The following is a 22,857-nucleotide window of genomic DNA, read 5'->3' as shown; positions in this document are numbered from 1 at the left end:
CGACACACGCGTCTGTAGGAGCAGCCTTGGCACGGAAGATCGGCAGCCGGTACACCGCCAACCAGATCCTGGGGCGGGGCAGCGCCGGCACGGTGTGGCTGGGCGAGGGGCCCGAGGGGCCCGTCGCCGTCAAACTGCTGCGCGAGGATCTCGCGTCCGACCAGGAGCTCGTCGGACGCTTCGTGCAGGAGCGCACGGCACTGCTCGGCCTTGAGCACCCGAACGTCGTCTCCGTGCGCGACCTGGTCGTCGACGGCAACGACCTCGCGCTCGTCATGGACCTGGTCCGGGGCACCGACCTGCGCACCCGGCTCGACCGCGACCGGCGGCTCGCCCCCGAGGCGGCGGTGGCGATCGTCGCGGACGTCGCGGACGGGCTGGCGGCGGCGCACGCGGCCGGGGTCGTGCACCGGGACGTCAAGCCGGAGAACGTCCTGCTGGACATGCAGGGCCCGCTGGGCCCTGGCGGCGCCCACCCCGCCCTGCTGACGGACTTCGGTGTGGCGAAGCTCATCGACTCACCGCGTCGTACGCGCGCCACGAAGATCATCGGGACGCCGGACTACCTGGCGCCGGAGATCGTGGAGGGTTTGCCCCCTCGGGCCGCGGTCGACATCTACGCCCTCGCCACGGTCCTGTACGAGCTGCTGGCGGGCTTCACGCCGTTCGGCGGCGGCCACCCCGGAGCGGTCCTCCGCCGTCATGTCACGGAGACGGTCGGGCCCCTGCCCGGCATCCCCGACGAACTGTGGCAGCTGATCATCCAATGCCTCGCGAAGGCACCGGCCTCGCGGCTGCGGGCGTCGGAGCTCGGGGCGCGGCTGCGGGAACTGCTGCCGTTGGTGGCGGGGATGCCGCCGCTCGACGTGGACGAGCCGGACGCGGAGTCCGCGGAGGACGAGGCTCCGGAGGCGGCGGAGGAAGCGGCGCCTGCGGGGGAGCGGGTGCGGCGGCGGGGTGCGGTGCCGTTGGTGCCGGGGGCGAAGCCGGCCGACTCCAACCGGGACACGCATACGTCGATGAGGGTCCCGGGGCCCGACGAGCTGGCCGGAGGTGCGCGGGGTACCGCTCGGGTGCCGCGGGCCGCCGGGGCGCCTAGGCCGGGGTCGGCACGGCATCGGGCGGTGGCCCGGCGGCGGCGGGTGGCTCTCGGCGCGGCCGCGGTGGCGCTGATCGCGGCGGCCGGGGTGGGGACGTGGCTGGCGACCGCGGGGGACGACGCGGATGAGACCCCGCAGGACACGAACAACTCGGCACCGGCGACGCCCTGACCTTCCTCGCCCCGCCGCCCCTACCCGTCCCAGCCCTCGGGGCTGCGCCCCCAGACCCCCGCATCGGCCCTGGAGGGGCCTCGTCCTCAAACGCCGGACGGGCTGAGAACCTCGTGGTGCCGGGTGCGTCTCGGCCAAGGGCAGCGGGGCTCGGCGCTTGGCGGAGCCGTTACGCTGGAGGCGTGGCAGTCGTCGATGTATCCGAAGAGCTCAAGTCCCTCTCCTCGACCATGGAGTCGATCGAGGCCGTTCTGGACCTCGACAAGCTGAGGGCAGACATCGCCGTGCTCGAGGAGCAGGCGGCCGCGCCGTCCCTGTGGGACAACCCGGACGAGGCGCAGAAGATCACCAGCAAGCTGTCCCACCTCCAGGCGGAGGTGAGGAAGGCCGAGGCCCTCCGCGGTCGTATCGACGACCTCGGCGTTCTCTTCGAGATGGCCGAGGAGGAGGACGACCCCGACACCCGTGCCGAGGCCGAGTCCGAGCTCGCCGCCGTCAAGAAGGCGCTGGACGAGATGGAGGTGCGGACGCTCCTCAGCGGTGAGTACGACGCCCGTGAGGCGCTCGTCAACATCCGCGCCGAGGCCGGTGGCGTCGACGCCGCCGACTTCGCCGAGAAGCTCCAGCGGATGTATCTGCGCTGGGCGGAGCAGAAGGGCTACAAGACCGAGGTCTACGAGACGTCGTACGCCGAGGAGGCCGGCATCAAGTCGACCACCTTCGCCGTCCAGGCGCCGTACGCCTACGGGACCCTCTCGGTCGAGCAGGGCACCCACCGGCTCGTCCGTATCTCGCCCTTCGACAACCAGGGCAGGCGGCAGACCTCCTTCGCGGGCGTCGAGGTGCTCCCCGTGGTCGAGCAGACCGACCACATCGAGATCGACGAGTCCGAGCTGCGCGTGGACGTGTACCGGTCCTCCGGCCCCGGCGGCCAGGGCGTGAACACCACCGACTCCGCGGTGCGGCTCACCCACCTCCCCACCGGCATCGTCGTCTCCTGCCAGAACGAGCGGTCGCAGATCCAGAACAAGGCCACCGCGATGAACGTCCTCCAGGCCAAGCTGCTGGAGCGGCGCCGCCAGGAGGAGCAGGCCAAGATGGACGCCCTCAAGGGCGACGGCGGCAACTCCTGGGGCAACCAGATGCGGTCGTACGTGGTGCACCCGTACCAGATGGTCAAGGACCTGCGCACCGAGTTCGAAGTCGGCAACCCCGAGGCCGTGTTCAACGGTGAGATCGACGGGTTCCTCGAAGCCGGAATTCGCTGGCGCAAGCAGCAGGAGAAGTAACTTTGTCGACAAGGCAACTGCCGCCACCCCGGCGGCAGTTGCCTTTTCTGTGCCTGCATGTCTGGGTTTTACATCACACTCACAGGCTCCAACCCCTGTCATAGCTCCCGTATTTGGACATGGCGGCCGCAAACGGCCTTGACGTGTCTTTGAAAAATGGGAAGGGTAAAGCGTGGCATGCGTATCTCTGGGGCGCATGTGAACCGGGGGGCTTGAGTTGCAGCACTACCTCCGTCGATCACGGCCCCCGAGCGCCGCCTCACTGACGATTCAGCTACTGGGGGTAGCAACCACATGACGAAGAAGACGCGGGTCCGTATCGCGCGCCTCGCGGCCGGCACGGTGATCGCGGCCGGCGCCTCGCTGACCGCCGCGGGTGCCGCATCCGCCGCCGAGGAGCCGGGCGAGGGTTGCATCATCGGCATTCTGTGCCTGGGCGGCGAGGACCCGACCGACCCGCCGGCGCCGGACCCGGAGCCGACGAACCCGATCCCGACGGATATCCCGACCACCGATCCGACGGTGGACCCCACCCAGGACCCGACCACCGATCCGACGGTGGACCCCACCCAGGACCCGACCGTCGACCCCACCGACCCGGGTGACGACGACAACGGGAACGGCAACGGGAACGGCAACGGGAACGGGAACGGCAACAACGGCGGCGGTAACGACAACACCGACCCCGACGGTGGCACGTCCCCGCAGGAGGAGGGCTCCTCCTCGCTGACGGACACCGGCACGGAGACCACCGGTACCGGTACCGGTACCGGTACCGGTACGGGCACGGGTGCCAGCACCTCGGCCCAGGGCGGCGGCGGTGACGAGCTCGCCGAGACGGGTGCCGCTCAGACCACCTTCCTGCTGGTCGGCGCCGCCACGATGATCGCCGGCGGTATCGGCTTCCGTATCCTGCCGCGCCTCGTGAGCGGCCGCGGCGGTGCGGCTGCCTGACGGTAGCCGGTCGTCCACGCTGCGTGATTCACGCCGTAACGGCCGAGGGGCCCGGAGCGCGCTCGCTCCGGGCCCCTCGTCATGTCCGCCTAAGCGGTCTGGTGCGCCAGTAGGGCCACCGCCGCTATCAGCACCGCCAGCAGGGCGATCAGCGTCATCGGGTTCAGACCCGCGAACGGGTTCTCCTGCTGGAGCCGCTCTCGGTTCGCCCGGCACACGGGGCAGCGGCCCTCATTCACGGGTGCGGCACAGTTCGCGCACACCAGCCGGTCGTACGTCATCCGCCGCCCTCCTAGCCGGGTCCCTCCGGGGGTTCAACGGGTCGGACCCCGTCAATGTTCCCCTCTCCACTGTGCCAGGTTCCTCCAGAAAGGGCTCGGGCGCTCTGGGAGGGGTGGTTCCCATTGTTGCGCGGCTGCGGGTCGTGTGGGGCTTGTCGCGCCCACGCGGCGGAGCCGCACATCGATACAGCCCCGCGCCCCTGAAGGGGCGCTGGCTTCCGCCGTCCGTCAAAGAGCGAACCTCGTACAAAAGTGCACAAGGGGCGCGCAACCCTCCCGGCGACTGCGCCCCCGCCCCCGGTTCGCGTATGGTCCCCCCATCTACCCCCGGCGACCCATGGTGCACCCGTGATCCGACTCGACAACGTCTCCAAGGTCTACCCCAAGCAGACCCGCCCCGCACTCAGGGATGTGTCCCTGGAAGTGGAGAAGGGTGAGTTCGTGTTCCTCGTGGGGTCCTCGGGCTCCGGAAAGTCCACCTTCCTGCGGCTGATCCTCCGCGAGGAGCGGTGCAGTCACGGGCAGGTGCACGTTCTGGGCAAGGACCTCGCGCGCCTGTCCAACTGGAAGGTGCCGCAGATGCGCCGCCAGCTGGGGACGGTGTTCCAGGACTTCCGGCTGCTGCCGAACAAGACGGTCGCCGAGAACGTGGCCTTCGCGCAGGAGGTCATCGGCAAGTCCCGCGGCGAGATCCGCAAGTCCGTCCCGCAGGTGCTCGACCTCGTCGGTCTTGGCGGGAAGGAGGACCGGATGCCCGGTGAGCTGTCCGGTGGTGAGCAGCAGCGAGTGGCGATCGCGCGCGCGTTCGTCAACCGGCCGAAGCTGCTGATCGCGGACGAGCCCACGGGCAACCTCGACCCGCAGACCTCCGTCGGCATCATGAAGCTGCTCGACCGGATCAACCGGACCGGTACGACCGTCGTGATGGCCACGCACGATCAGAACATCGTGGACCAGATGCGCAAGCGCGTCATCGAGCTGGAGAAGGGCCGCCTCGTCCGCGACCAGGCGCGCGGCGTCTACGGCTACCAGCACTGACCCCCGTAGAAGTCCGGAAAGGCCTGAAGAAGCCGCCATGCGCGCCCAGTTCGTACTCTCCGAGATCGGTGTCGGTCTCCGCCGCAATCTGACGATGACGTTCGCCGTCGTCGTCTCCGTCGCCCTGTCGCTCGCCCTGTTCGGCGGGTCGCTCCTGATGAGCGACCAGGTCAACACCATGAAGGGCTACTGGTACGACAAGGTCAACGTCTCGGTCTTCCTGTGCAACAAGGCCGACGCCGAGTCCGACCCCAACTGCGCCAAGGGCGCGGTCACCGAGGACCAGAAGAAGCAGATCCTCTCCGACCTGGACAAGATGACGGTCGTCGAGAAGGTGACGTACGAGTCGCAGGACCAGGCGTACAAGCACTACAAGGAGCAGTTCGGCGACTCCCCGCTGGCCGCCTCGCTCACGCCGGACCAGCTCCAGGAGTCGTACCGGATCAAGCTGAAGGACCCCGAGAAGTACCAGGTCGTCGCGACCGCCTTCAACGGGCGCGACGGCGTGCAGTCCGTGCAGGACCAGAAGGGCATCCTGGACAACCTGTTCAAGCTGCTCAACGGCATGAACTGGGCGGCACGCGCGGTGATGGCGCTGATGCTCGTCGTCGCGCTGATGCTGATCGTCAACACGGTGCGTGTCTCGGCGTTCAGCCGTCGGCGGGAGACCGGGATCATGCGCCTGGTCGGCGCCTCCGGCTTCTACATCCAGGCGCCGTTCATCATGGAGGCCGCGGTCGCAGGGCTCATCGGCGGCACGGTCGCCTGCGCGTTCCTGGTCATCGCGCGGTACTTCCTCATCGACCACGGGCTGGCCCTGGCCGACCAGCTGACGTTGGTCAACTTCATCGGCTGGGAAGCGGTGTTGACCAAGCTGCCGCTCATCCTCGCGACGAGCCTGCTGATGCCCGCGTTGGCGGCGTTCTTCGCGCTGCGCAAGTATCTGAAGGTGTGACCAACGCCAAGGGGGCCGTACGGGCAACGGACCGTACGGCCCCTTCGCGTTGTCCTAGACTCACCGGCATGTCAGGTCGTGACCTGTTCTGTCAGCCCCGCCGCTTCGGCCGCGGGGCCGCCCTGACATTGGTGTTCGCGAGCGTGCTCGTCGCCGGTGCCGCGACCGGCTCCCTGCCCGGTGACCGGAAATCCTCGGCCGACGCGGCCGGTTCGGCCGCCCCCGCGGGCCGGCACGTGGACGTCGCCGCGGCGGCCGCCGAGGCCATGGCCGCGGGCAAGTCCCCCGTGGAGGCCGCCGAACGCGCGGTCAGCCGCAGCGGGGACCGCTGGGGCGCCGTCTACTCCGAGGGCGAGTACGAGGAGTTCGAGGAGGCCCTCGACGGCGAGTACACCGGCGTCGGGCTGTGGGCCCGGCGCGAGCGGGACGGCGGTATCGAGGTGACGAAGGTGCGGGCCGGGTCGCCCGCGGCCACTGCCGGGATCCGGTCCGGTGATCTGCTGCGCAGCGTCGACGGCAAGGCGGTCGACGGGCGTCCGGTCACCGAGGTCGTCTCCTTACTGCGGGGCGACGCGAAGGACGCCACCGTCGGGACGCCGGTGAAGGTGGGCCTGGAGCGCGGCACGCGCGCGTGGGACCTCACGCTGCGCCGCGCCCGGCTGTCCACCGACTCGGTCACCGTCTCGGAACTCCCCGGTGGCATCACCGTCATCCGGATCTCCTCCTTCACCAAGGGCTCCGGCGACGCGGTCCGCGAGGCCGCACAGCAGGCCCCCGTCGGCGCCGGTCTCATCCTGGACCTGCGCGGCAACTCCGGTGGTCTGGTCACCGAGGCCGTCACCGCCGCCTCCGCCTTCCTCGACGGCGGCCTCGTCGCCACCTACGACGTCGACGGCGATCAGCGCGCCCTGCACGCCGAACCCGGCGGCGAGACCACCAGACCCCTGGTCGCGCTGGTCGACGGCGGCACGATGAGCGCGGCCGAGCTGCTCACCGGGGCCCTTCAGGACCGCGGCCGCGCGGTCGTCGTGGGCAGCCGCACCTTCGGCAAGGGCTCGGTCCAGATGCCGAGTCGCCTCCCCGACGGCTCCGTCGCCGAGCTGACCGTCGGGCACTACCGCACCCCTTCCGGGCGGGCCGTCGACGGCCGCGGGATCACCCCCGACCTGGAGGCCGACCGGGACGTCCTGGAGCGGGCCGAGACGGTCCTCAGCGGCCTCGGCGAGTCGTAGCGACGCGTAAACCGGCTTTCCACGCACCCCCTCCCTAGTGCGAAAATGGACGGCACTATGAGCAAGGGAATGTACGTACCGAAGGAGTCCCAGCCCAAGCAGGGCGGGACGGCCGCGAAGGCCAGGGACGGCGAGAGGGGCGGCAAGCGCAAGATCGTCGCCCAGAACAAGAAGGCCCGCCACGACTACGCGATCATCGACACCTACGAGGCCGGTCTGGTGCTCATGGGCACCGAGGTCAAGTCGCTGCGCGAGGGCCGTACGTCGCTGACCGACGGCTTCGTCCAGATCGACCGGGGCGAGGCGTGGCTGCACAACGCCCACATCCCGGAGTACCACCAGGGCAGCTGGACCAACCACTCCGCGCGCCGCAAGCGCAAGCTCCTGCTGCACCGCGAGGAGATCGACAAGCTGGAGGCCAAGTCCCAGGAGACGGGTCACACGATCGTGCCCCTCGCCATCTACTTCAAGGACGGCCGGGCCAAGGCCGAGGTCGCTCTCGCGCGAGGCAAGAAGGAGTACGACAAGCGGCAGACCCTGCGGGAGAAGCAGGACCGGCGGGAGTCGGACCGGGCCATCGCGGCGGCGAAACGGCGGCAGCGGGGCCAGTAGGCGGCCGCGGGCGGTCGCCGGGAATACGCTGGCATCGTCGTGCGTTGGTCACGTACGATGGCACTGCACCTCACAGCGGGTGCGCGCCCCTCCGGTTCTCCGGAGGATTGAAAAAACAACATGGGGATGATCGGTTTCGACAGCGGCTGTTGAAGCAGGGGAAGCGTGTCGAGGAAGCGGCAATGATCTCGTAAACCATATGTCGCAAAAAATAATCGCCAATACCAAGCGCGATTCCTTCGCCCTCGTTGCCTAAGTAACGACTTGCGAAGTGTCAGCCCGGGGCTGTTCCCGACCCGGATCCTGGCATCAGCTAGGGAACTAAACCTTGATCCCGGTCACGGGGTGAAGAGGGAAACCAAACAGTGACTGGGCCCGTCGGCGACTTGTTCGCGTGATCGCCGGGGCCGAGAAAATCGCAGCGGACTGCACACGGAGAAGCCCTGATTCTGCACCGTTGGACGCGGGTTCGATTCCCGCCATCTCCACGATCAGGAGGTTTTCGGACCTCCAGTCACCCATGTGGGCAAAGGCCCCGCCGCCTTCGGGCAGCGGGGCCTTTGTCATGCCAGGGGCCGGGCCAGGCCTCGGCCGGCACGCCCGGACCGTGTCCTTCGTGATCTGTGTCCTTCGTGATCTGTGACAGCGCTGTGACCGGAGGTATGGCTTCCGTCACAGCCTGGGCGTCCCCAGCCTGGTGAGCTGGGCGGATGCCTACCGCCTCGCGTACCGTCCCCGCCGCATTCGCCGGGGTCCTGCTGCTCACCGCGTGTGGTTCCCAGAGCGCCACGCAAGGGGATGACGCGACCGGGGCGCGCGGCTCCGGGGTGTCGGTCAACGCCGCCGCGCTGTGCCCCTCGGGCTACTCCCAGTACGGCAGCCTGCCGTCCTCCGTGAGGGACGACCCGTCCGTCACCCCGTCCGGTACGCCGACGCCGCTGCCCCTGCCCTCTGCCACCGGTCCTGACGAGGACGGCGTGCAGGTCACCGGCCTGTACGCCTGGGACGTGGGGAGCGGCTGCGAGGCCGACTACTCGGCCGCGTTCGAGATCACCAACTCCGGGACGAAGACGGTCACTTACACGGTGACCTTCACCTTCCTCTCGCCGTCCGGCGGCGCGGTCGACAACGTCGAGCAGACCGTCCAGGCCGTCGGACCGGGGCGGACCGTCAAGGGAGCCGTCGCCATGAGGCAGTCGGTCACGCACGCCCCCGAGGTGTCGGGCATCGACGTGCTCAAGGTGCGCAGCGTTCCCGCCGACGAGGCGGCGTCCGCCTCGGGGCCGTGCCCCGCGTCCGGCGTGCACGTCTACGCGGACCAGGGGGACGGCGCCATGGGCTTGCGTGTCGTCGGACTGCATCTCGTCAACTGCGGCACCAAGACCTACGAGCTCAACGGCTACCCGGAGCTCGAACTCCTCGACGAGCGCCACGGCTCGGTGGACGGTGTGCGGATCCTCCAGGGGACCGGTCGGATCAGCTCCGCCGTCGGAGGGGGCGAAAGCCCGCAGCGCGTGGCCCTGCGGCCCGGTGAGGCCGCCCAGTCGACGCTCGCCTGGCGGAACACCACCGAGGCCGGGGTCGGCGACCCGGTGAACGTGCCGTACGTCCGGGTGCGGGCGAAGTCCGGTGCCGCCCCTGTGATCGTGCAGCCGGAGCTGGACCTCGGGACGACGGGGCAGCTCGGCGTCGGGCCGTGGCAGAAGGACGAGACCTCCCGAGCGACCGGCACCGGCGCCGAGCGGCCGACGCCGCCGCCTCCGTCCCTCGTCTCGCCGACCTTCCCCTCCCCGTGAAGCGCGGCCCCCGGTGACCGGTTTCCTGTTCGCCCTCGGGTGTGCGGTCGCGCTGGGGCTGCTCGCGCACCCGAGGATCCCGCCCGGCGTCAAGGTCGTCGTCCTCACCACGCCTCCCGTGGCCGGGGTGGTCTGGCTGCTGCACACGGTGCTCGGTAAGACGTTCGCCGCCGTGGTCGTCGGCGCGGTCTTCGTCGCCGTACTGATCGCACTGAACGGACTACTGGGCCACCCGCGCCTGCCCCTCTGGACGAAGATGTCGGTGTTCGTCACGGTCCCGGTGGCGGCGCTGGCCTGGCTGGTGGTCGTCACGGCGGACGACACGGCCAAGGATCCCGGCGAGGACCCGTGCTCGATGTACTACGGCGGTGTCGGCGTCTCCAAGGCGTTTCCCCCGCAGGCGTACTGCCTCCATGAGGGCGGCGGCACCGACAACCTCGCGTCGGGCGCCCAGTTCGTGTTCTGGGTGTGCTTCGTCAGCAGCCTGCTGCTGCTCGGGGCCAGCCTGTGGGAGGTCGTACGCGACCCGGGGACGTTCGTGCGGCAGTTCCGTAAGGACGGCTCGCTCACCGAGTGAACCACCATGGCGGACGCGTTGGTTGTGGTGTCCGACTCCATATCGACGGGTCGTTCGTGCTTCTACGGTCCCTCCGCATGACACAGACCAGAGCCGCAAGCCGTCGAATCCTCCTGGGGGCGACCCTTCTCGTCGCCGCCCTGATCGCCGCCTTCCTCTCGCCCGGCCGGGCCACGGCCGCCTCACTCCAGGAGGTGACCGGGTTCGGCACCAACCCCGGTGCCCTGCGCATGTTCCGGTACGTCCCCGACGGGCTGCCCGCCGGCCGGCCCGTGGTCGTCGCGCTGCACGGATGCACCCAGAACGCCTCCGGATACGGCACCGGCAGCGGATGGCTCCAGCTCGCCGACCGCTGGGGCTTCTCCGTCGTGCTGCCGCAGCAGCGGACCGCCAACAACGCCTCCTCCTGCTTCAACTGGTTCCTCGGCGGCGACATCACGCGCGGCCAGGGCGAGGCCGCGTCCGTCGCGCAGATGGTCGACCGGCAGCTCGCCGACGCCACCGGGGACGGGTCACGGGTGTATGTCACGGGGCTGTCCGCCGGGGGCGGGATGACCGCCGTGATGATGGCGGCGTACCCGGAGAAGTTCGCGTCGGGCGGGATCGTCGCCGGGCTGCCGTACGGGTGCGCGCAGGCCGCCGGGTCGCCGTACGTGTGCATGTACGTCGGGGCCACGCAGACCCCGAAGCAGTGGGGCGACCGGGTGCGCGCCGTCCGGCCCGGGTTCACCGGGCCCTGGCCCACGCTCGTCGCCTTCCAGGGCACGGCCGACCACACCGTGAAGCCGGTCAACATGACCGACCTGGCGAGGCAGTGGACCGAGGTGCACGGGACCGATCAGGCCGCCGACGTCAGCGACACCGTCGCCGGGTATCCGCACCAGGTCTTCCGCGACGCGGGCGGGCGTGCGGTCGTGGAGACGTACGGCGTCACCGGGATGGGGCACGGCCAGCCCGTCGATCCGGGGAGCGGGAGCGAGCAGTGCGGGAGCGCGGGGGCGTATGTCCTGGACGTGAACCTGTGCGGCGCGTATCGGATGGGGCGGGCCTGGGGGCTGGGCTGAGCCGGCCGAGGGACCGAGGCGCTCTGTTGCCGGGGGCGGTTGTCCGGGATGCTGCTGAAGCATGAGCGGACCCGTGAGAACGTCCGGGAGAGGCTTCAACTCCCGTGGAAGAACGTGGATCTGGCCCGTCGCGGTGGCGCTCGTCGCCGCCGTCCTGGGGCCCGGCGCGCAGGCCGGTGCGGACGCGGACCGTACCGGCCTGCCGGAGGCCGTCGACACCATCCTGGGCGACGCGCGGATGGAGGGCGGCGTGGCGGGCGTCGTGGTCGCGGACGCCGGCACCGGTGAGCTCCTCTACCAGCATCTGCCCTCGACCCGGCTGATGCCCGCCTCCAACACCAAGCTCGCCACCTCGGCGGCGGCCATGGAGATCCTCGGGCCGCAGTACCGGTTCACCACCGATGTGCTGGCCACCGGACGGCGGCACGGCTCCGTGCTCCGCGGCGACCTGTATCTGCGCGGCACCGGCGACCCGACCCTGCTCGCCGACGACTACGACGAACTGGCCGCGCGCATCGCCGCGGCCGGGATCAAACGCGTGGACGGGCGGCTGCTCGCCGACGACACCCGGTTCGACGACGTACGGCTCGGGCGGTCCTGGGCCGCCGACGACGAGTCCTCCTACTACTCCGCGCAGATCAGCGCGTTGAGCGTGGCACCCGACACCGACTACGACACCGGGACCGTGATCGTCACGGTCGCGCCGGGGGAGGAGGCCGGTGACGAGCCGGTCGTGTCCGTCACCCCCGACACCGACTACGTCGACATCGACGTACGGGCCACGACCGTCGCCGCCGGCGGGACGAACGATCTCACCGTCGAGCGGGAGCACGGCACGAACACGGTCGTGGTCAGCGGGACGACCCCGGTCGGCGGCGCCGGTGCCAAGGAGTGGGCCACCGTGTGGGAGCCCACCGGATACGCCGCCGCCGTGTTCCGGGACGCACTCGCGGAGCACGGGGTCAGGGTGAGCGGCCCCACCCGGCTGGGGCGCCAGACGCCCGGCGCGGCCGTGGAGTTGGCGTCCCATCGGTCCATGCCCCTGAGGGAACTGCTCATCCCGTTCATGAAACTCTCCAACAACATGCACGCCGAGATCCTCACGAAGGCCATGGGGTACGAGGTCTCGCGGCAGGGGAGTTGGGGCGCCGGGCTGGCGGCGATCAGCGGCTACCTCAAGGGCGTCGGCGTCGACGCCGGAAAGGTGCGGCAGGTCGACGGGTCCGGGCTCTCGCGGATGGACAACTTCCCCGCCGGGCAACTCGTCGAGCTGCTCCTCGCCGTGCGCGCCGAGCCCTGGTACGCCGACTGGTACCGCTCGCTGCCCGTCGCCTGCGACCCCGACCGGTTCGTCGGCGGCACCCTGCGCTCACGGATGTGCGGCACGCCCGCCGCGCTCAACGCCCGCGCCAAGACGGGGTCGTTGACGGGGGCGTCTGCTCTCTCCGGGTACGTCACCGGCGCCGACGGACGGGAACTCGTCTACGGCATCGTCCTGAACAACTATCTGGCCTCGTCCGTGAAGGCCCTGGAGGACGCCATCGTGGTGACGCTGGCCAGGTCGACCGCCGAGGCCGCGGCGCCGGCCGCCACGCTCAGGAGTGACACGAAGGCCGACGTCGAGTGCTCATGGCGCAAGCCGCTGAAGTGCTGAGACACGCGACGCATCGGCGTCATGCGAAGGCGTGGGCGTTGCGCCGGGCCCACCGGGCGAAGGGGCCGGCCGGGCGGCCGAGGATCTTCTCGATGTCGGGGCTGACCCGCTGTTCGGCGGGGAGCGGCGCGCCGAGGATGTCGAGGGTGCCGTCGATCACGGGCTCGGGCATGAACCGCGCCATGTGCTCACGCGCCTGCTCACGGGTCAGCTCCACGAAGTCCACCTGCTCGCCCAGCGCCGCGGAGAGTGCCGCCGCCTGCTGCCGCGGGGTGACGGCGGCCGGTCCGGTCAGCACGTACGTCTGTCCTGCGTGGCCCTCGTCGCGCAGGACCGCGGCGGCGACCTCGGCGATGTCCGCCGGGTCCACGACCGGCAGGGCGACGTGGGCGAACGGGGCGAAGACCGTGCGCCGGGTGCGGACGGTCTCGCTCCAGGCGTAGGCGTTGGAGGCGAAGCCGCCCGGGCGCAGGATCGTCCAGGCCAGGCCCGAGGAACGTACGGCCGCCTCGAACTCCCGCAGCCGGACGTGCGAGAGGGCGTCCGGGCGGGTGCCGTTGGTCTGCGAGGAGAGCAGGACGACGCGCCGCACGCCGGCCTCCTGGGCGGCCGCCAGCACCTCGACCGCGGGCGCCCCGCCGCCGAGCAGCTCACCGGCGAGCAGGAGGAACAGGGCGTCCGCGCCGTCCAGGGCCGGGCCCAGGGTGGCGGGATCGGCGAGGTCGGCGCGGACATGCCGTGCGCCCTCCGGGAGTTCGTGGAGGAGGGGACGGCGGGACACGGCCGTCACCTTCTCGCCCGCGCGGGCGAGCGCCTCGACGAGCGGACGGCCGACGTTTCCGGAGGCTCCGGTCACAGCGATCACGAGTACTCCCAAAGTCCTGGAAAACGGGTGGAGTTGAGCGATGGCCGTGACGCTAGCATCCTCGATATAGTAGGTACCTAGAAGAAAGTGACTTCCCTGGGAGGGACCTGATGGGCAGTGACTCGGAGCAGGCGTGTCCCATCTCCCCGGTCGTCGATCTCGTCTTCAGCCGCTGGACGACGCCGATCCTGTGGACGCTGAACGAGTTCGGCCGGCAGCGTTTCGTCGAACTCCAGCGCGCCATCGGCACCATCACGCCGAAGGTCCTCACTCAGCGGCTGCGTCAGATGGAGCGCGACGGCCTGGTCGTACGCACGTACCACCCCGAGGTGCCGCCGCGGGTCGAGTACGAGATCAGCGACCTCGGCCGCAGCCTGGCCCCGGTCTTCGCCCACCTCGCCGACTGGTCCGCGCAGCACCTTCCGAAGGTCGAGCGGGCCAGGCGGGAGTTCGACGCGGCGGGCGAACAGAGGTAGGGCGCCCGCGCCGCCGGCGCGTCAGTGGTGGTGGCCCCGCCGGCCGAGGGTGTCCACAGGGGTGGCGCCGGGGCGGGTCCACTGGGGGACGGGGCGGCTGGTCGGGCCCCAGGTGGCGTTTCCGTCCGCGTCCGAGCGCCAGGACCAGCACGCGTTGCCGCCCTTGGGCCAGCCCTCGGGGTTGTCCTCCCACGCCTCGCCGCGGCCGTAGGGCGTCATGTCGAGCAGGCCGAGGGAGCCGTTGACCCGTTCGTTGCCGCGGCCCGTCGTGGAGTAGGTGAGGAAGACGCGGTCGCCCTCGCGCAGATAGCCGGTGAGGTACCCCATGTGGCCGCCGGCCGGCCCGTCCACGCCGCGCACCGAGTACCAGGGCTGGGTGTAGCCCATGAACTCGACGTAGGCGGCCACCTCGTCCCAGCGGCCCGTGGTCAGGACGGCGAACGACACACCGCGGGCGTCGAGGTAGACGGCGTCCTTCAGGTGCCAGGCCGTGGTGGTGCAGCCCCCGCACTGCCCCTGGTGCGGTGCGCCGTCGTACCACATGTGCTTGTAGACCACGAGCTCGTCGCGCCCCTGGAACAGGTCCAGGAACGGCACCGGCCCGTCGGGCCCGACGACCTCGACGGTCCCGTCGAACTCCACCATCGGCAGCCGCCGTCGGGCCGCGGCGATGGCGTCGCCCTCGCGGGTGTGGGCCTTCTCGCGGACCAGCAGCTCGTCCCGGGCGGCCTGCCAGGTGGCCAGGTCGACGACGGGCGGGCGGCCGGGCAGCTCGGTGGTCGGTTCGTCCGGCGTGGTCGGCATGGCGTCCTCCGTGGCGTCTCGTTTCGCGGGCACCGGCGTAGCCGTCCTACGCCGGTCACCACACCAGACTCCCGGCCCACCCGAAACTCATCGCGACGACGCGCGCTCCCTGAGAGCCACCCTTACGCGACCGCCCGCGGCGCCGTACTCCCGCGCTCCGTCATCCTCGGCGGCAGCAGTGTCGCCTCCGGTACGGCCGCCCCGTCCAGCTTCCTCATCAGCAGCTCCACGGCCCGCGCGCCGACCTCGTCGGCGGGCAGCGCGATCGACGTGACCGGCACCCGCAGCGACGCGGCGAGCTCGTCCGGGCAGATCGCGGTGACCGACAGGTCGGCCGGCACCCGCAGGCCCAGCTCCTCGAACGCCCCGATCAGGGGCTCCAGGACCGCCTCGTTGTGGACGACGACCCCCGTCAACCCGGGCTGCTCCCGCAGCAGTCGCTCGGCGAGCGCGCGAGCCGCCGTGGGCGAGGCCTCGCAGGGGTGCACGGCGGAGACGAGCCGCCCCCGGTCCGCGGCGGCGGTGAAGCCGCGCACCACCCGCTGGGCGAACGCCGTGCCCCGGACGTACACCTCCGGCGGCGACCCCACCAGCGCCACCGCCCGGTGGCCGAGCCGCACCAGATGCTCCACGCACGCCTCACCCGCCGCCTTGAAGTCCAGGTCGATGCAGGTCAGACCCTCCGGATCGGCCGGGAAGCCGATCATCACCGACGGCCGGTCCAGGCCGCGTAACAGCGCCGGCCGCGGATCGTCCAGCTGCACGTCCATGACGATCAGCCCGTCCACCAACGCCGTGTCCACGACCCGCCGCAGCCCCTCCTCGCCCTCCTCCTGGGTCAGCAGGAGCACGTCATGGCCGTGGCGCCGGGCCGTCGTCACCACCGACACCGCGAACCGCATCGCCACCGGCACGTCGATGCCCGGCCGCAGCGGCACCGCCAGGGCCAGCACGTTCGACCTGCGGCCGGCCAGGGCGCGAGCGCCTGCGTGCGGGTGGTAGCCGAGCAGGCGGATGGACTCCTCGACGCGGCGCCGGGTCTCCTCGGAGATCGGACGCTTGCCGCTGAGCACGTACGACACGGTGCTGGGGGAGACCCCGGCATGCCGTGCCACGTCCGTGATCTTCACCATCAGCCCAGCTCCAGGGAGAGAAACCCGGTCCCCGCCCGCGCCCGCACCTCGCGCTCACCCGCCGCCAGCCCCCAGGGCGCGGCCGGATCGCCGCACGACGCCCGCAAGGTGTCCCCTTCCCGTACGACCGTGAAGGCCACCTCCCCCACCCGCACCGTCACCCGTGCGCCCCGCTCCAGCCCGAAGGCCCGCAACGTCACACCGTCGGCATGGTCGTAGTCGGGCCGGTCGTCCACCGCGCCCACCGGGATCACCGCACCCGGCCGCACCAGCAGCGGCACGCTCGAAAAGTCGTGCTTCTCGCGCACCCAGCGCGGCCCGGTCACCGTCCGCCCGCCGACGAAGTCCGTCCAGGTGCCCTCGGGGACGTAGTACGAGACGTCCCCCTCGTCGCTGAACACGGGCGCCACCAGCAGGTCGGGCCCGAGCATGTACTGGCGCTCCAGATGCGCGCACCCGGGGTCGTCCGGGAACTCCAGCACCATCGCCCGCATCATCGGCACGCCCTCGGTGTGGGCGGTGCGGGCGGCCTCGTAGAGATAAGGCATCAGACGCAGCTTCAGGCGGATGAAGTGGCGGGCCACGTCCACCGACTCCTCGTCGAACAGCCACGGCACCCGGTACGACGACGACCCGTGCAGCCGGCTGTGCGAGGACAGCAGCCCGAACGCCAGCCACCGCTTGAACAGCGCGGCCGACGGCGTGCCCTCGAAGCCGCCGATGTCATGGCTCCAGTACCCGAACCCGGACAGGCCCAGCGAGAGACCGCCGCGCAGCGACTCCGCCATCGACTCGTACGTGGCCTCGCAGTCGCCGCCCCAGTGCACCGGGAACTTCTGGCTGCCCGCCGTCGCCGAGCGGGCGAAGACCACCGCCTCCTCCTCGCCGCGGTGCTTGCGCAGCACGTCGAAGACGGTGCGGTTGTAGAGGTACGTGTAGTAGTTGTGCATCCGCTCCGGGTCGGAGCCGTCCGACCACACCACGTCGACGGGCACCCGCTCGCCGAAGTCGGTCTTGAAGCAGTCGACGCCCTGCGCGAGCAGGGCCTCCAGCTTCGCCGCGTACCAGTCGCGGGCGGCCGGCAGTGTGAAGTCGACCAGCGCCATGCCCGGCTGCCACAGATCCCACTGCCAGACGCTCCCGTCCGGCCGCTTCAGCAGGTACCCCAGCTCCTTGCCCTCCGCGAACAGCGGGGAGCGCTGGGCGATGTACGGGTTGATCCAGACGCAGACCCGCAGGTCCCTCGCCTTCAGCCGGGCCAGCATCCCCTCGGGGTCGGGGAAGACGCGCGGATCCCACTGGAAGTCGCACCAGTGGAACTCCCGCATCCAGAAGCAGTCGAAGTGGAAGACGGACAGCGGCAGTTCGCGCTCCCGCATGCCGTCCACGAACGACGTCACCGTCCCCTCGTCGTACGACGTGGTGAAGGACGTCGACAGCCACAGGCCGAACGACCACGCGGGCGGCAGCGCGGGACGGCCGGTCAGGGCCGTGTACTTGCGGAGGATGTCCTTCGGGGTCGGGCCGTAGATGACGTAGTACGTCAGCTCCTGGGTCTCCGCGCTGAACTGCACCCGGGAGACGACCTCCGAGGCCACCTCGAAGGAGACCTTGCCCGGGTGGTCGACGAAGACACCGTAGCCCGCGTCCGTCAGGAAGAACGGCACGTTCTTGTACGCCTGCTCGCTGCATGTGCCGCCGTCGGCCTGCCAGATGTCGACGACCTGCCCGTTCTTGACCAGCGGGCCGAAGCGCTCGCCGAGTCCGTAGACGGCTGTACCGACACCGAGACCCAGCTGCTCGCGCAGATAGTGCGCCCCGCTCGCGTCCCGCATGATGCCCATGCTCTTGGGGCCGCTGGAGGTGAGGGTGCGGCCGTCGGCCAGGAAGTCGACCTGCCAGGAACCGGCGCGGGCGACCCGGACCGACAGGGCGCCGGACGTCAGGGTGGCGTGCTCGTCGTCGTACGAGATCTGCGGGACCGTCTCCGCCGACTCAGTGACCTCGAACTCGGGGCCGCGCGGCTGCTCACCGCTGAAGTGGGTGAGAGTGAGGCCGATGACGTCGGGCATCGGGGTGTGGGCGTTGATCGTCATGACCGGTCCCGTCATCAGGTCGCCGCGCGAGCGGATGGGCCGGGTCGGCGCGTGGATCTCCAGGGCGCCGCCCGACTCGGTGACGTCCAGGACTTCGGCCGGGTGGGCCGCGGTGACGCCTTCGCGCAGCAGCCAGTAGCCGTCGGTGAACTTCATGTGGGGGATCCCTTGCAGCGTCCGGTCCTCGGTCCTCTGTCGAATCGTTTCGATCAATAGTGTCGAAGCGCTTCGATTGGCGAAGGTATGTGCGACCCGGGGGTGAGTCAATGGGGCGACACGGGAATGGGGGCACCATGACGATGACGACGACGGCCGCCCAGGCGCCGATCGTGACGGGGAGCGCGTTGCTCGGCTCGATGAGCGACCTGCTGAACGATCCTCTCGCCGCCTATCTGCGGGCCCGCCGCGACCACGGCGACGTGGTGCGCTTCCGGGCCGGACCACCGGGACTGCGGTCCGAGATCTACGCGGTGTTCTCACCCGAGGGAGCCCAGCAGGTGCTGGCCACCCAGGCCGCCAACTTCCGCAAGGACAACACCTTCTACGAGGAACTGCGCCACTCCGTCGGCAACGGGCTGCTCACCAGCCAGGACGACGCCTACCTGCGTCAACGGCGCCTCGTGCAGCCGCTGTTCACCCGCCGCCGGGTGAACGGATACGCCGGCCAGGTGGCCGAGGAGGCGACCGCGTTGGCCGCCGCGTGGCGGGGGACGGCGGGCAACGGTGGCGGCTACGGGACCGTCGAACTGGTCGGTGAAATGCACCGGTTCGCGCTGCGCGTCGTCGGCCGGATCCTCTTCGGAACGGATGTGGAGCAGGCGTTCGAGGTCATCGAGCGCACCCTGCCCGCCCTCCAGGAGTACTCCCTCAAGCGCGGCTTCTCCCCGCTGAAGCCGCCGCGCACCTGGCCCACCCCCGCCAACCGCCGCGCCGGACGCCTCCAGGCGGAACTGCACGCGCTGTGCGACGGGATCATCGCCGGCCGCCGGGACCGTCGTGTCCGGGACGACCGGGAGGACCTGGTCACCCTCCTCGTGCACGCCGAGAACGCCGAGGACGGCAGCCTCGACGCCGAGGAACTCCGCGAACAGGTCCTCATCTTCCTGCTGGCCGGCCACGAGACGACCGCCACCGCACTCGCCTTCGCCCTGCACCTCCTCGCCCGGCACCCCGAGGAACAGCGGCGCGTACGGGACGAGGTCGACCAGGCGCTCGGCGGCCCCGGCGGGCGGGAGCCCACCGCGGACGACATGGAGGCGCTGCCGTATCTGACGATGGTGCTGAAGGAGGCGATGCGGCTGTACCCGTCCGCGCCCGTGATCGGCCGCCGGGCCGTGGCCGAGGCGGAGATCGACGGCGTACGGATACCCGCCGGGGCCGACCTCCTGGTCAGCCCCTGGGTCACCCAGCGCCACCCCGACCACTGGCCGGACGCCGAGCGGTTCGAACCCTCCCGCTTCACTCCCGAGGCGGAGGCGCGGCGGCCGCGATACGCCTGGTTCCCGTTCGGCGGAGGGCCGCGGGCGTGTATCGGGCAGCATCTGTCGATGCTGGAGTCGGTGTCGGGGTTGGCCGTGTTGGTGCGGGAGTTCGTGTTCGAGGAGGTGGGGGCGGGGGAGGTGCCGCTCGGGGCGGGGATCACGTTGATGGCGAAGGGGCCGGCGGCCGTGCGGGTCGCTCCGCGGGTTTAGCGGTGGGGGGCGGGCGGCCTTGGGATGGGTTCCTGGTCGTCTGCGGCGCCGTCGTGGTCGCTCGCGCAGTTCCCCGCGCCCCTTCAGGGCGTTGCAGCGAGGGCGACCAGTAGGGCCACGGCCGCTGCCGTGAGGGGGACTCCGTAGGCGGCTGCCGGGGTCAGGTGCTCCGCTGTCCAGCCCCCGATCGCGCTGCCGGTGGCGATGCCGCCGAGGAGGGCGGTCACCGCGAGGGTCATGCCCTCGTTGAGGCGGGTCGGTGGGGTGCGTTGCTGGACCAGGGCCATGTTGGTGATCATGGTGGGGGCCGTGGCCATGCCGGCTGTCAGGAGGGCCAGGGCCAGCAGGGCCAGGGAGCCGGTGAGGGTGGCGGCCAGCAGGGGGAGGGTCAGGAGTGCGGTCATCGCCGCTATGCACCACGGGTAGCGGTACTCGGCGGGGCCCGAGAGCCTGAGCCGGCCGTACAGCAGCCCCGCCGCGCAGGAGCCGGCCGCCTGGAGTGCGAGGACCACGCCCGCCGCCGTGCGGTGGCCCGAGGTGTCCGCGAAGGCGATGGTGACGACCTCCGTCGAGCCGAACACCGCGCCCATGGCGAGGCAGACGGCCAGCAGCGAGGGCATGCCGGGGGCGCGCAGCGGCGATTTCCCGGCCATGTGTCCCCGGGGCGGCGGCTCCGTGGCGCGCTGGGCCGCGAAGACCAGCACGCCCGTCACCAGGAGCACCGTCCCGACCAGCGTGCCCGCCTCCGGGAAGAACGTCCCGCACAGGAAGGCCGCGAGCACCGGGCCCAGCATGAAGCACAGTTCGTCGGCGGCCTGCTCGAAGGAGTTCGCCGTGTGCAGGGACCCGGGGTCGCCCTTCAGCAGGTGCGCCCAGCGGGCGCGGGACATCCCGCCGGTGTTGGGGGTGGTCGCGGTGGCGGCGTACGCGGCGAAGAGGGTCCAGGCCGGGGCGTCGTAGCGCACGCACAGCAGCAGCGCGAGGCTGCCGAGTGCGGCGAAGAGCGTGGCGGGCACGGCGACCCGGGCCTGTCCGTACCGGTCGACGAGCCGCGCCGTCCAGGGGGCGGCCAGCGCGGTCGCCGCGAGACCGGTCGCGGTGACCGCGCCGGCGAGGGCGTACGAACCCCGGGTGCCGGCGATCATCACGACCGCGCTCACGCTGAACATGCCCATGGGCAGGCGGGCCGTCAGATTCGCCAGGGTGAAGGCGCGGGTGCCGGGGTGGGTGAAGAGCCGGCGGTACGGGCCGGGGGGCCGGTTCCTGGTGCGGCTGCCGAAGTCGACGGCGACGATCGTGTCGGCGGTGAGGGTGAGAAGGGGGGCTTTCGGGCTGTTCGGCGTGTTCGGGAGGTTCGGGTTCTTCGGGGTCTTCGGGGCTTCTCTGTACGACGGTTGCGGCATGGATCCACCGTCGCCCTCAGTGGATCACGGGGTCCAACACCTGCTGGGCCCTGATTCACGCACCTGTGTTGTGAGACGGGCGTGAGCTGTATGTTTCCCGGCATGCCCGCACACCTCGACCCCCGGCTCCTGCGCGCGTTCCTCGCCGTCGCGGAGGAACTGCACTTCACGCGTGCCGCGGCGCGGCTGTACGTCGCCCAGCAGGCGCTCAGCCGGGACGTGCGGCGGCTGGAGCGGGAGTTGGGCGCCGAGTTGTTCGTACGGACGACCCGGCAGGTCACGCTGACGGGCGACGGCGAGCGGCTGGTGCCGTACGCGCGCCGGGCCCTGCAGGCCCAGGACGATCTGCTCGCCGCCTTCGGGCAGGCCCGTGCCCTGCTGGTGGACCTCAACTCGCCGGGCCTGGGCACCCCGCGCCGGGTCCTGCACCGGGCCCGCGAACTCGCCCCCGAGTACGAGCTGATGGCCCGCTACGAGAGCGGCCTGACGTGGGCGGCCGGTGAGATGGTCGCGGGGCGGCTGGACGCGTCCTTCGGACGGTTCGCGGGGCTGGACCCGGCGCTGCGGGCGGGGCTCGACCACCAGCCGGTCCGCTACGAGCCCATGGCGATCCTGCTCCCGGAGGACCATCCGCTGGCGGTGCTGGAGGCGGTACCGCTCGCCGCGCTCGCGGGGGAGGTCGTCTACGCCGGCGCCGGGAACCCCCGTACTCCGGAGTGGACCGACCTCGCGCGCCGGCTGTTCGACGGGCGGGGCATCGAGGTCGCCGCGCCCGCTCCGCTCGCCGTGGGCGACGAGGAGTTCGAGCGGGTCATGGCCAAGACACGGACACCGGTGCTCGTCGTCGTGGACTTCCCGCCCATGCCCCGGACGGTGCTGCGTCCCTTGATCGATCCGGTGCCGCTGTCACCCGTCTCCCTGGTGTGGCGAAAGGGGCTCGCGCACCCCGCGTTCGACACCCTTCGACGGGCTGCGGCCCAGGTCGCGGCCGAGGAGGGCTGGCTGCGAAGGCCCGCGGAGGGATGGCTTTCGGCCATGGATTCGGCCACTATGGGCGCGCAGGATTGACACATCGCAAACACGAAACCTCCGCGTGCGCTACATTCGTGGCCTGAGCACGGTGTGGTAGTGGGGGGCGCTCGGCCGGGTGGGGGCTCGGTACGGCGACGGGTGCTCAGTGTCGTACGCGCACCCAGAACGGTCCCGTGGGGGGATGTGCGTGCGTGTGAAGAAGTGGCGAGAAGACGCCCAACCGGAGTGGCCCGAGATCGCTGGGGGCTCCGGAGGCGGCTCTTCCGTGGGGGGCTCCCGGGGTGACACCCAGGCCTTCCCGGCGACCGGGGAGACCGAGGTCCCTGGTCGGGGCCATCGCTCCCGGTCCGAGGCAGGGGAGACGGAGATACTCCACGATGGCGGACGCGCGTCCTCGGACGCCGACGAGACGCGGGTCCTGGGGGGCGGTTCCGGTTCGTCCGCTTCCGGTTCCTCCTTCAATGGATCCGCCTCCGGTGTGTCCGCTTCCGGTGTGTCCGCCTCCGACGTGGACGAGACCGCGGTGCTTCCGGCGGTCGGGAGACCGGCGGCGGGCTCTGCTCGGCCCCCGGGGAAGACGGAGCCCTGGTCGGCCTTCGACCGACGCCCGCCGACTCGGAGAGGCGACGGGGCG

General features: G+C 71.1%; 20 protein-coding genes and 1 other RNA gene. 15 read left to right on the top strand and 6 right to left on the bottom strand.

Annotated features, from left to right (window positions below):
- The first annotated feature begins 26 nt into the window (after nt 1–26).
- From ACZ4UU_RS15655 to ACZ4UU_RS15645, 3 genes are all read left to right on the top strand, one after another.
- Nucleotides 27–1,271, top strand: coding sequence for a serine/threonine-protein kinase (locus ACZ4UU_RS15655; protein WP_468040097.1), 1,245 nt, complete (start codon nt 27–29; stop codon nt 1,269–1,271).
- 182 nt (nt 1,272–1,453) lie between these two features.
- Nucleotides 1,454–2,560: a peptide chain release factor 2 gene (prfB, locus tag ACZ4UU_RS15650; protein WP_468040096.1), complete on the top strand. Its 1,107-nt coding sequence runs from the start codon at nt 1,454–1,456 to the stop codon at nt 2,558–2,560.
- Nucleotides 2,561–2,854: 294 nt separating this feature from the next.
- Entirely contained in the window at nt 2,855–3,514 is a 660-nt protein-coding gene (locus ACZ4UU_RS15645; RefSeq protein ID WP_468040094.1) for an LPXTG cell wall anchor domain-containing protein, read from the top strand.
- Between the two features lie 89 nt (nt 3,515–3,603).
- On the opposite strand, the gene ACZ4UU_RS15640 is transcribed toward ACZ4UU_RS15645, so the two are convergent.
- Nucleotides 3,604–3,795, bottom strand: a complete 192-nt coding sequence (locus ACZ4UU_RS15640) for a hypothetical protein (RefSeq protein ID WP_217214758.1) — start codon at nt 3,793–3,795, stop codon at nt 3,604–3,606.
- A gap of 348 nt (nt 3,796–4,143) precedes the next feature.
- Between ACZ4UU_RS15640 and ftsE the strand changes: the two genes are divergently transcribed.
- The 9 genes from ftsE (at nt 4,144) to dacB (ending at nt 12,723) form a co-directional block, all read left to right on the top strand.
- The gene (gene ftsE, locus ACZ4UU_RS15635) at nt 4,144–4,833 is read left to right on the top strand and encodes a cell division ATP-binding protein FtsE (RefSeq protein WP_062721007.1); all 690 of its coding nucleotides are present in this window, start codon (nt 4,144–4,146) and stop codon (nt 4,831–4,833) included.
- Between the two features lie 37 nt (nt 4,834–4,870).
- Nucleotides 4,871–5,788, top strand: coding sequence for a permease-like cell division protein FtsX (gene ftsX, locus ACZ4UU_RS15630; protein WP_383831860.1), 918 nt, complete (start codon nt 4,871–4,873; stop codon nt 5,786–5,788).
- Between the two features lie 68 nt (nt 5,789–5,856).
- A complete protein-coding gene (locus ACZ4UU_RS15625; protein WP_468040093.1) occupies nt 5,857–7,020 on the top strand; it encodes a S41 family peptidase in 1,164 nt (387 codons plus the stop codon).
- A gap of 69 nt (nt 7,021–7,089) precedes the next feature.
- Nucleotides 7,090–7,632: an SsrA-binding protein SmpB gene (gene smpB / locus ACZ4UU_RS15620; RefSeq protein ID WP_468040238.1), complete on the top strand. Its 543-nt coding sequence runs from the start codon at nt 7,090–7,092 to the stop codon at nt 7,630–7,632.
- Nucleotides 7,633–7,754: 122 nt separating this feature from the next.
- Nucleotides 7,755–8,123: a transfer-messenger RNA gene (gene ssrA, locus ACZ4UU_RS15615) on the top strand.
- Nucleotides 8,124–8,342: 219 nt separating this feature from the next.
- Nucleotides 8,343–9,428, top strand: coding sequence for a DUF4232 domain-containing protein (locus ACZ4UU_RS15610; protein ID WP_468040091.1), 1,086 nt, complete (start codon nt 8,343–8,345; stop codon nt 9,426–9,428).
- 13 nt (nt 9,429–9,441) lie between these two features.
- Nucleotides 9,442–10,005 (top strand): hypothetical protein, encoded by a 564-nt coding sequence (locus ACZ4UU_RS15605; RefSeq protein ID WP_468040090.1) that lies wholly within the window; start codon nt 9,442–9,444, stop codon nt 10,003–10,005.
- A gap of 77 nt (nt 10,006–10,082) precedes the next feature.
- On the top strand, nt 10,083–11,069 hold the full coding sequence (locus tag ACZ4UU_RS15600; protein ID WP_468040088.1) for an extracellular catalytic domain type 1 short-chain-length polyhydroxyalkanoate depolymerase: 987 nt from the start codon (nt 10,083–10,085) through the stop codon (nt 11,067–11,069).
- Between the two features lie 61 nt (nt 11,070–11,130).
- Nucleotides 11,131–12,723 carry a D-alanyl-D-alanine carboxypeptidase/D-alanyl-D-alanine endopeptidase gene (gene dacB / locus ACZ4UU_RS15595; RefSeq protein ID WP_468040086.1) on the top strand — a complete coding sequence of 531 codons (1,593 nt, stop codon included), beginning with the start codon at nt 11,131–11,133 and terminating at the stop codon, nt 12,721–12,723.
- Nucleotides 12,724–12,742: 19 nt separating this feature from the next.
- Here dacB and ACZ4UU_RS15590 read toward each other — a convergent pair whose 3' ends face one another.
- The gene (locus tag ACZ4UU_RS15590) at nt 12,743–13,588 is read right to left on the bottom strand and encodes an SDR family oxidoreductase (RefSeq protein ID WP_468040084.1); all 846 of its coding nucleotides are present in this window, start codon (nt 13,586–13,588) and stop codon (nt 12,743–12,745) included.
- A gap of 110 nt (nt 13,589–13,698) precedes the next feature.
- On the opposite strand from ACZ4UU_RS15590, the gene ACZ4UU_RS15585 reads away from it, so the two are divergent.
- Nucleotides 13,699–14,064, top strand: a complete 366-nt coding sequence (locus ACZ4UU_RS15585) for a winged helix-turn-helix transcriptional regulator (protein WP_468040082.1) — start codon at nt 13,699–13,701, stop codon at nt 14,062–14,064.
- A gap of 21 nt (nt 14,065–14,085) precedes the next feature.
- Here ACZ4UU_RS15585 and ACZ4UU_RS15580 read toward each other — a convergent pair whose 3' ends face one another.
- From ACZ4UU_RS15580 to yicI, 3 genes are all read right to left on the bottom strand, one after another.
- On the bottom strand, nt 14,086–14,868 hold the full coding sequence (locus tag ACZ4UU_RS15580) for a DUF899 family protein (protein WP_468040081.1): 783 nt from the start codon (nt 14,866–14,868) through the stop codon (nt 14,086–14,088).
- 122 nt (nt 14,869–14,990) lie between these two features.
- On the bottom strand, nt 14,991–16,001 hold the full coding sequence (locus ACZ4UU_RS15575) for a LacI family DNA-binding transcriptional regulator (protein WP_468040079.1): 1,011 nt from the start codon (nt 15,999–16,001) through the stop codon (nt 14,991–14,993).
- The gene (gene yicI, locus ACZ4UU_RS15570; protein ID WP_468040078.1) at nt 16,001–18,253 is read right to left on the bottom strand and encodes an alpha-xylosidase; all 2,253 of its coding nucleotides are present in this window, start codon (nt 18,251–18,253) and stop codon (nt 16,001–16,003) included. The genes ACZ4UU_RS15575 and yicI overlap by 1 nt, the downstream gene beginning before the upstream one ends.
- 137 nt (nt 18,254–18,390) lie before the next feature.
- On the opposite strand from yicI, the gene ACZ4UU_RS15565 reads away from it, so the two are divergent.
- The gene (locus ACZ4UU_RS15565; RefSeq protein WP_468040077.1) at nt 18,391–19,788 is read left to right on the top strand and encodes a cytochrome P450; all 1,398 of its coding nucleotides are present in this window, start codon (nt 18,391–18,393) and stop codon (nt 19,786–19,788) included.
- An 83-nt stretch (nt 19,789–19,871) separates the two neighbouring features.
- Here the strand turns inward: ACZ4UU_RS15565 and ACZ4UU_RS15560 are convergent, their stop codons facing one another.
- Nucleotides 19,872–21,191 carry an MFS transporter gene (locus tag ACZ4UU_RS15560; protein WP_468040075.1) on the bottom strand — a complete coding sequence of 440 codons (1,320 nt, stop codon included), beginning with the start codon at nt 21,189–21,191 and terminating at the stop codon, nt 19,872–19,874.
- A gap of 102 nt (nt 21,192–21,293) precedes the next feature.
- On the opposite strand from ACZ4UU_RS15560, the gene ACZ4UU_RS15555 reads away from it, so the two are divergent.
- On the top strand, nt 21,294–22,259 hold the full coding sequence (locus ACZ4UU_RS15555; protein WP_468040074.1) for a LysR family transcriptional regulator: 966 nt from the start codon (nt 21,294–21,296) through the stop codon (nt 22,257–22,259).
- Nucleotides 22,260–22,857: the final 598 nt, after the last annotated feature.

It is taken from the genome of Streptomyces sp. NPDC028907, assembly GCF_055564995.1.
This window is presented reverse-complemented; position numbering and strand designations above follow the sequence as displayed.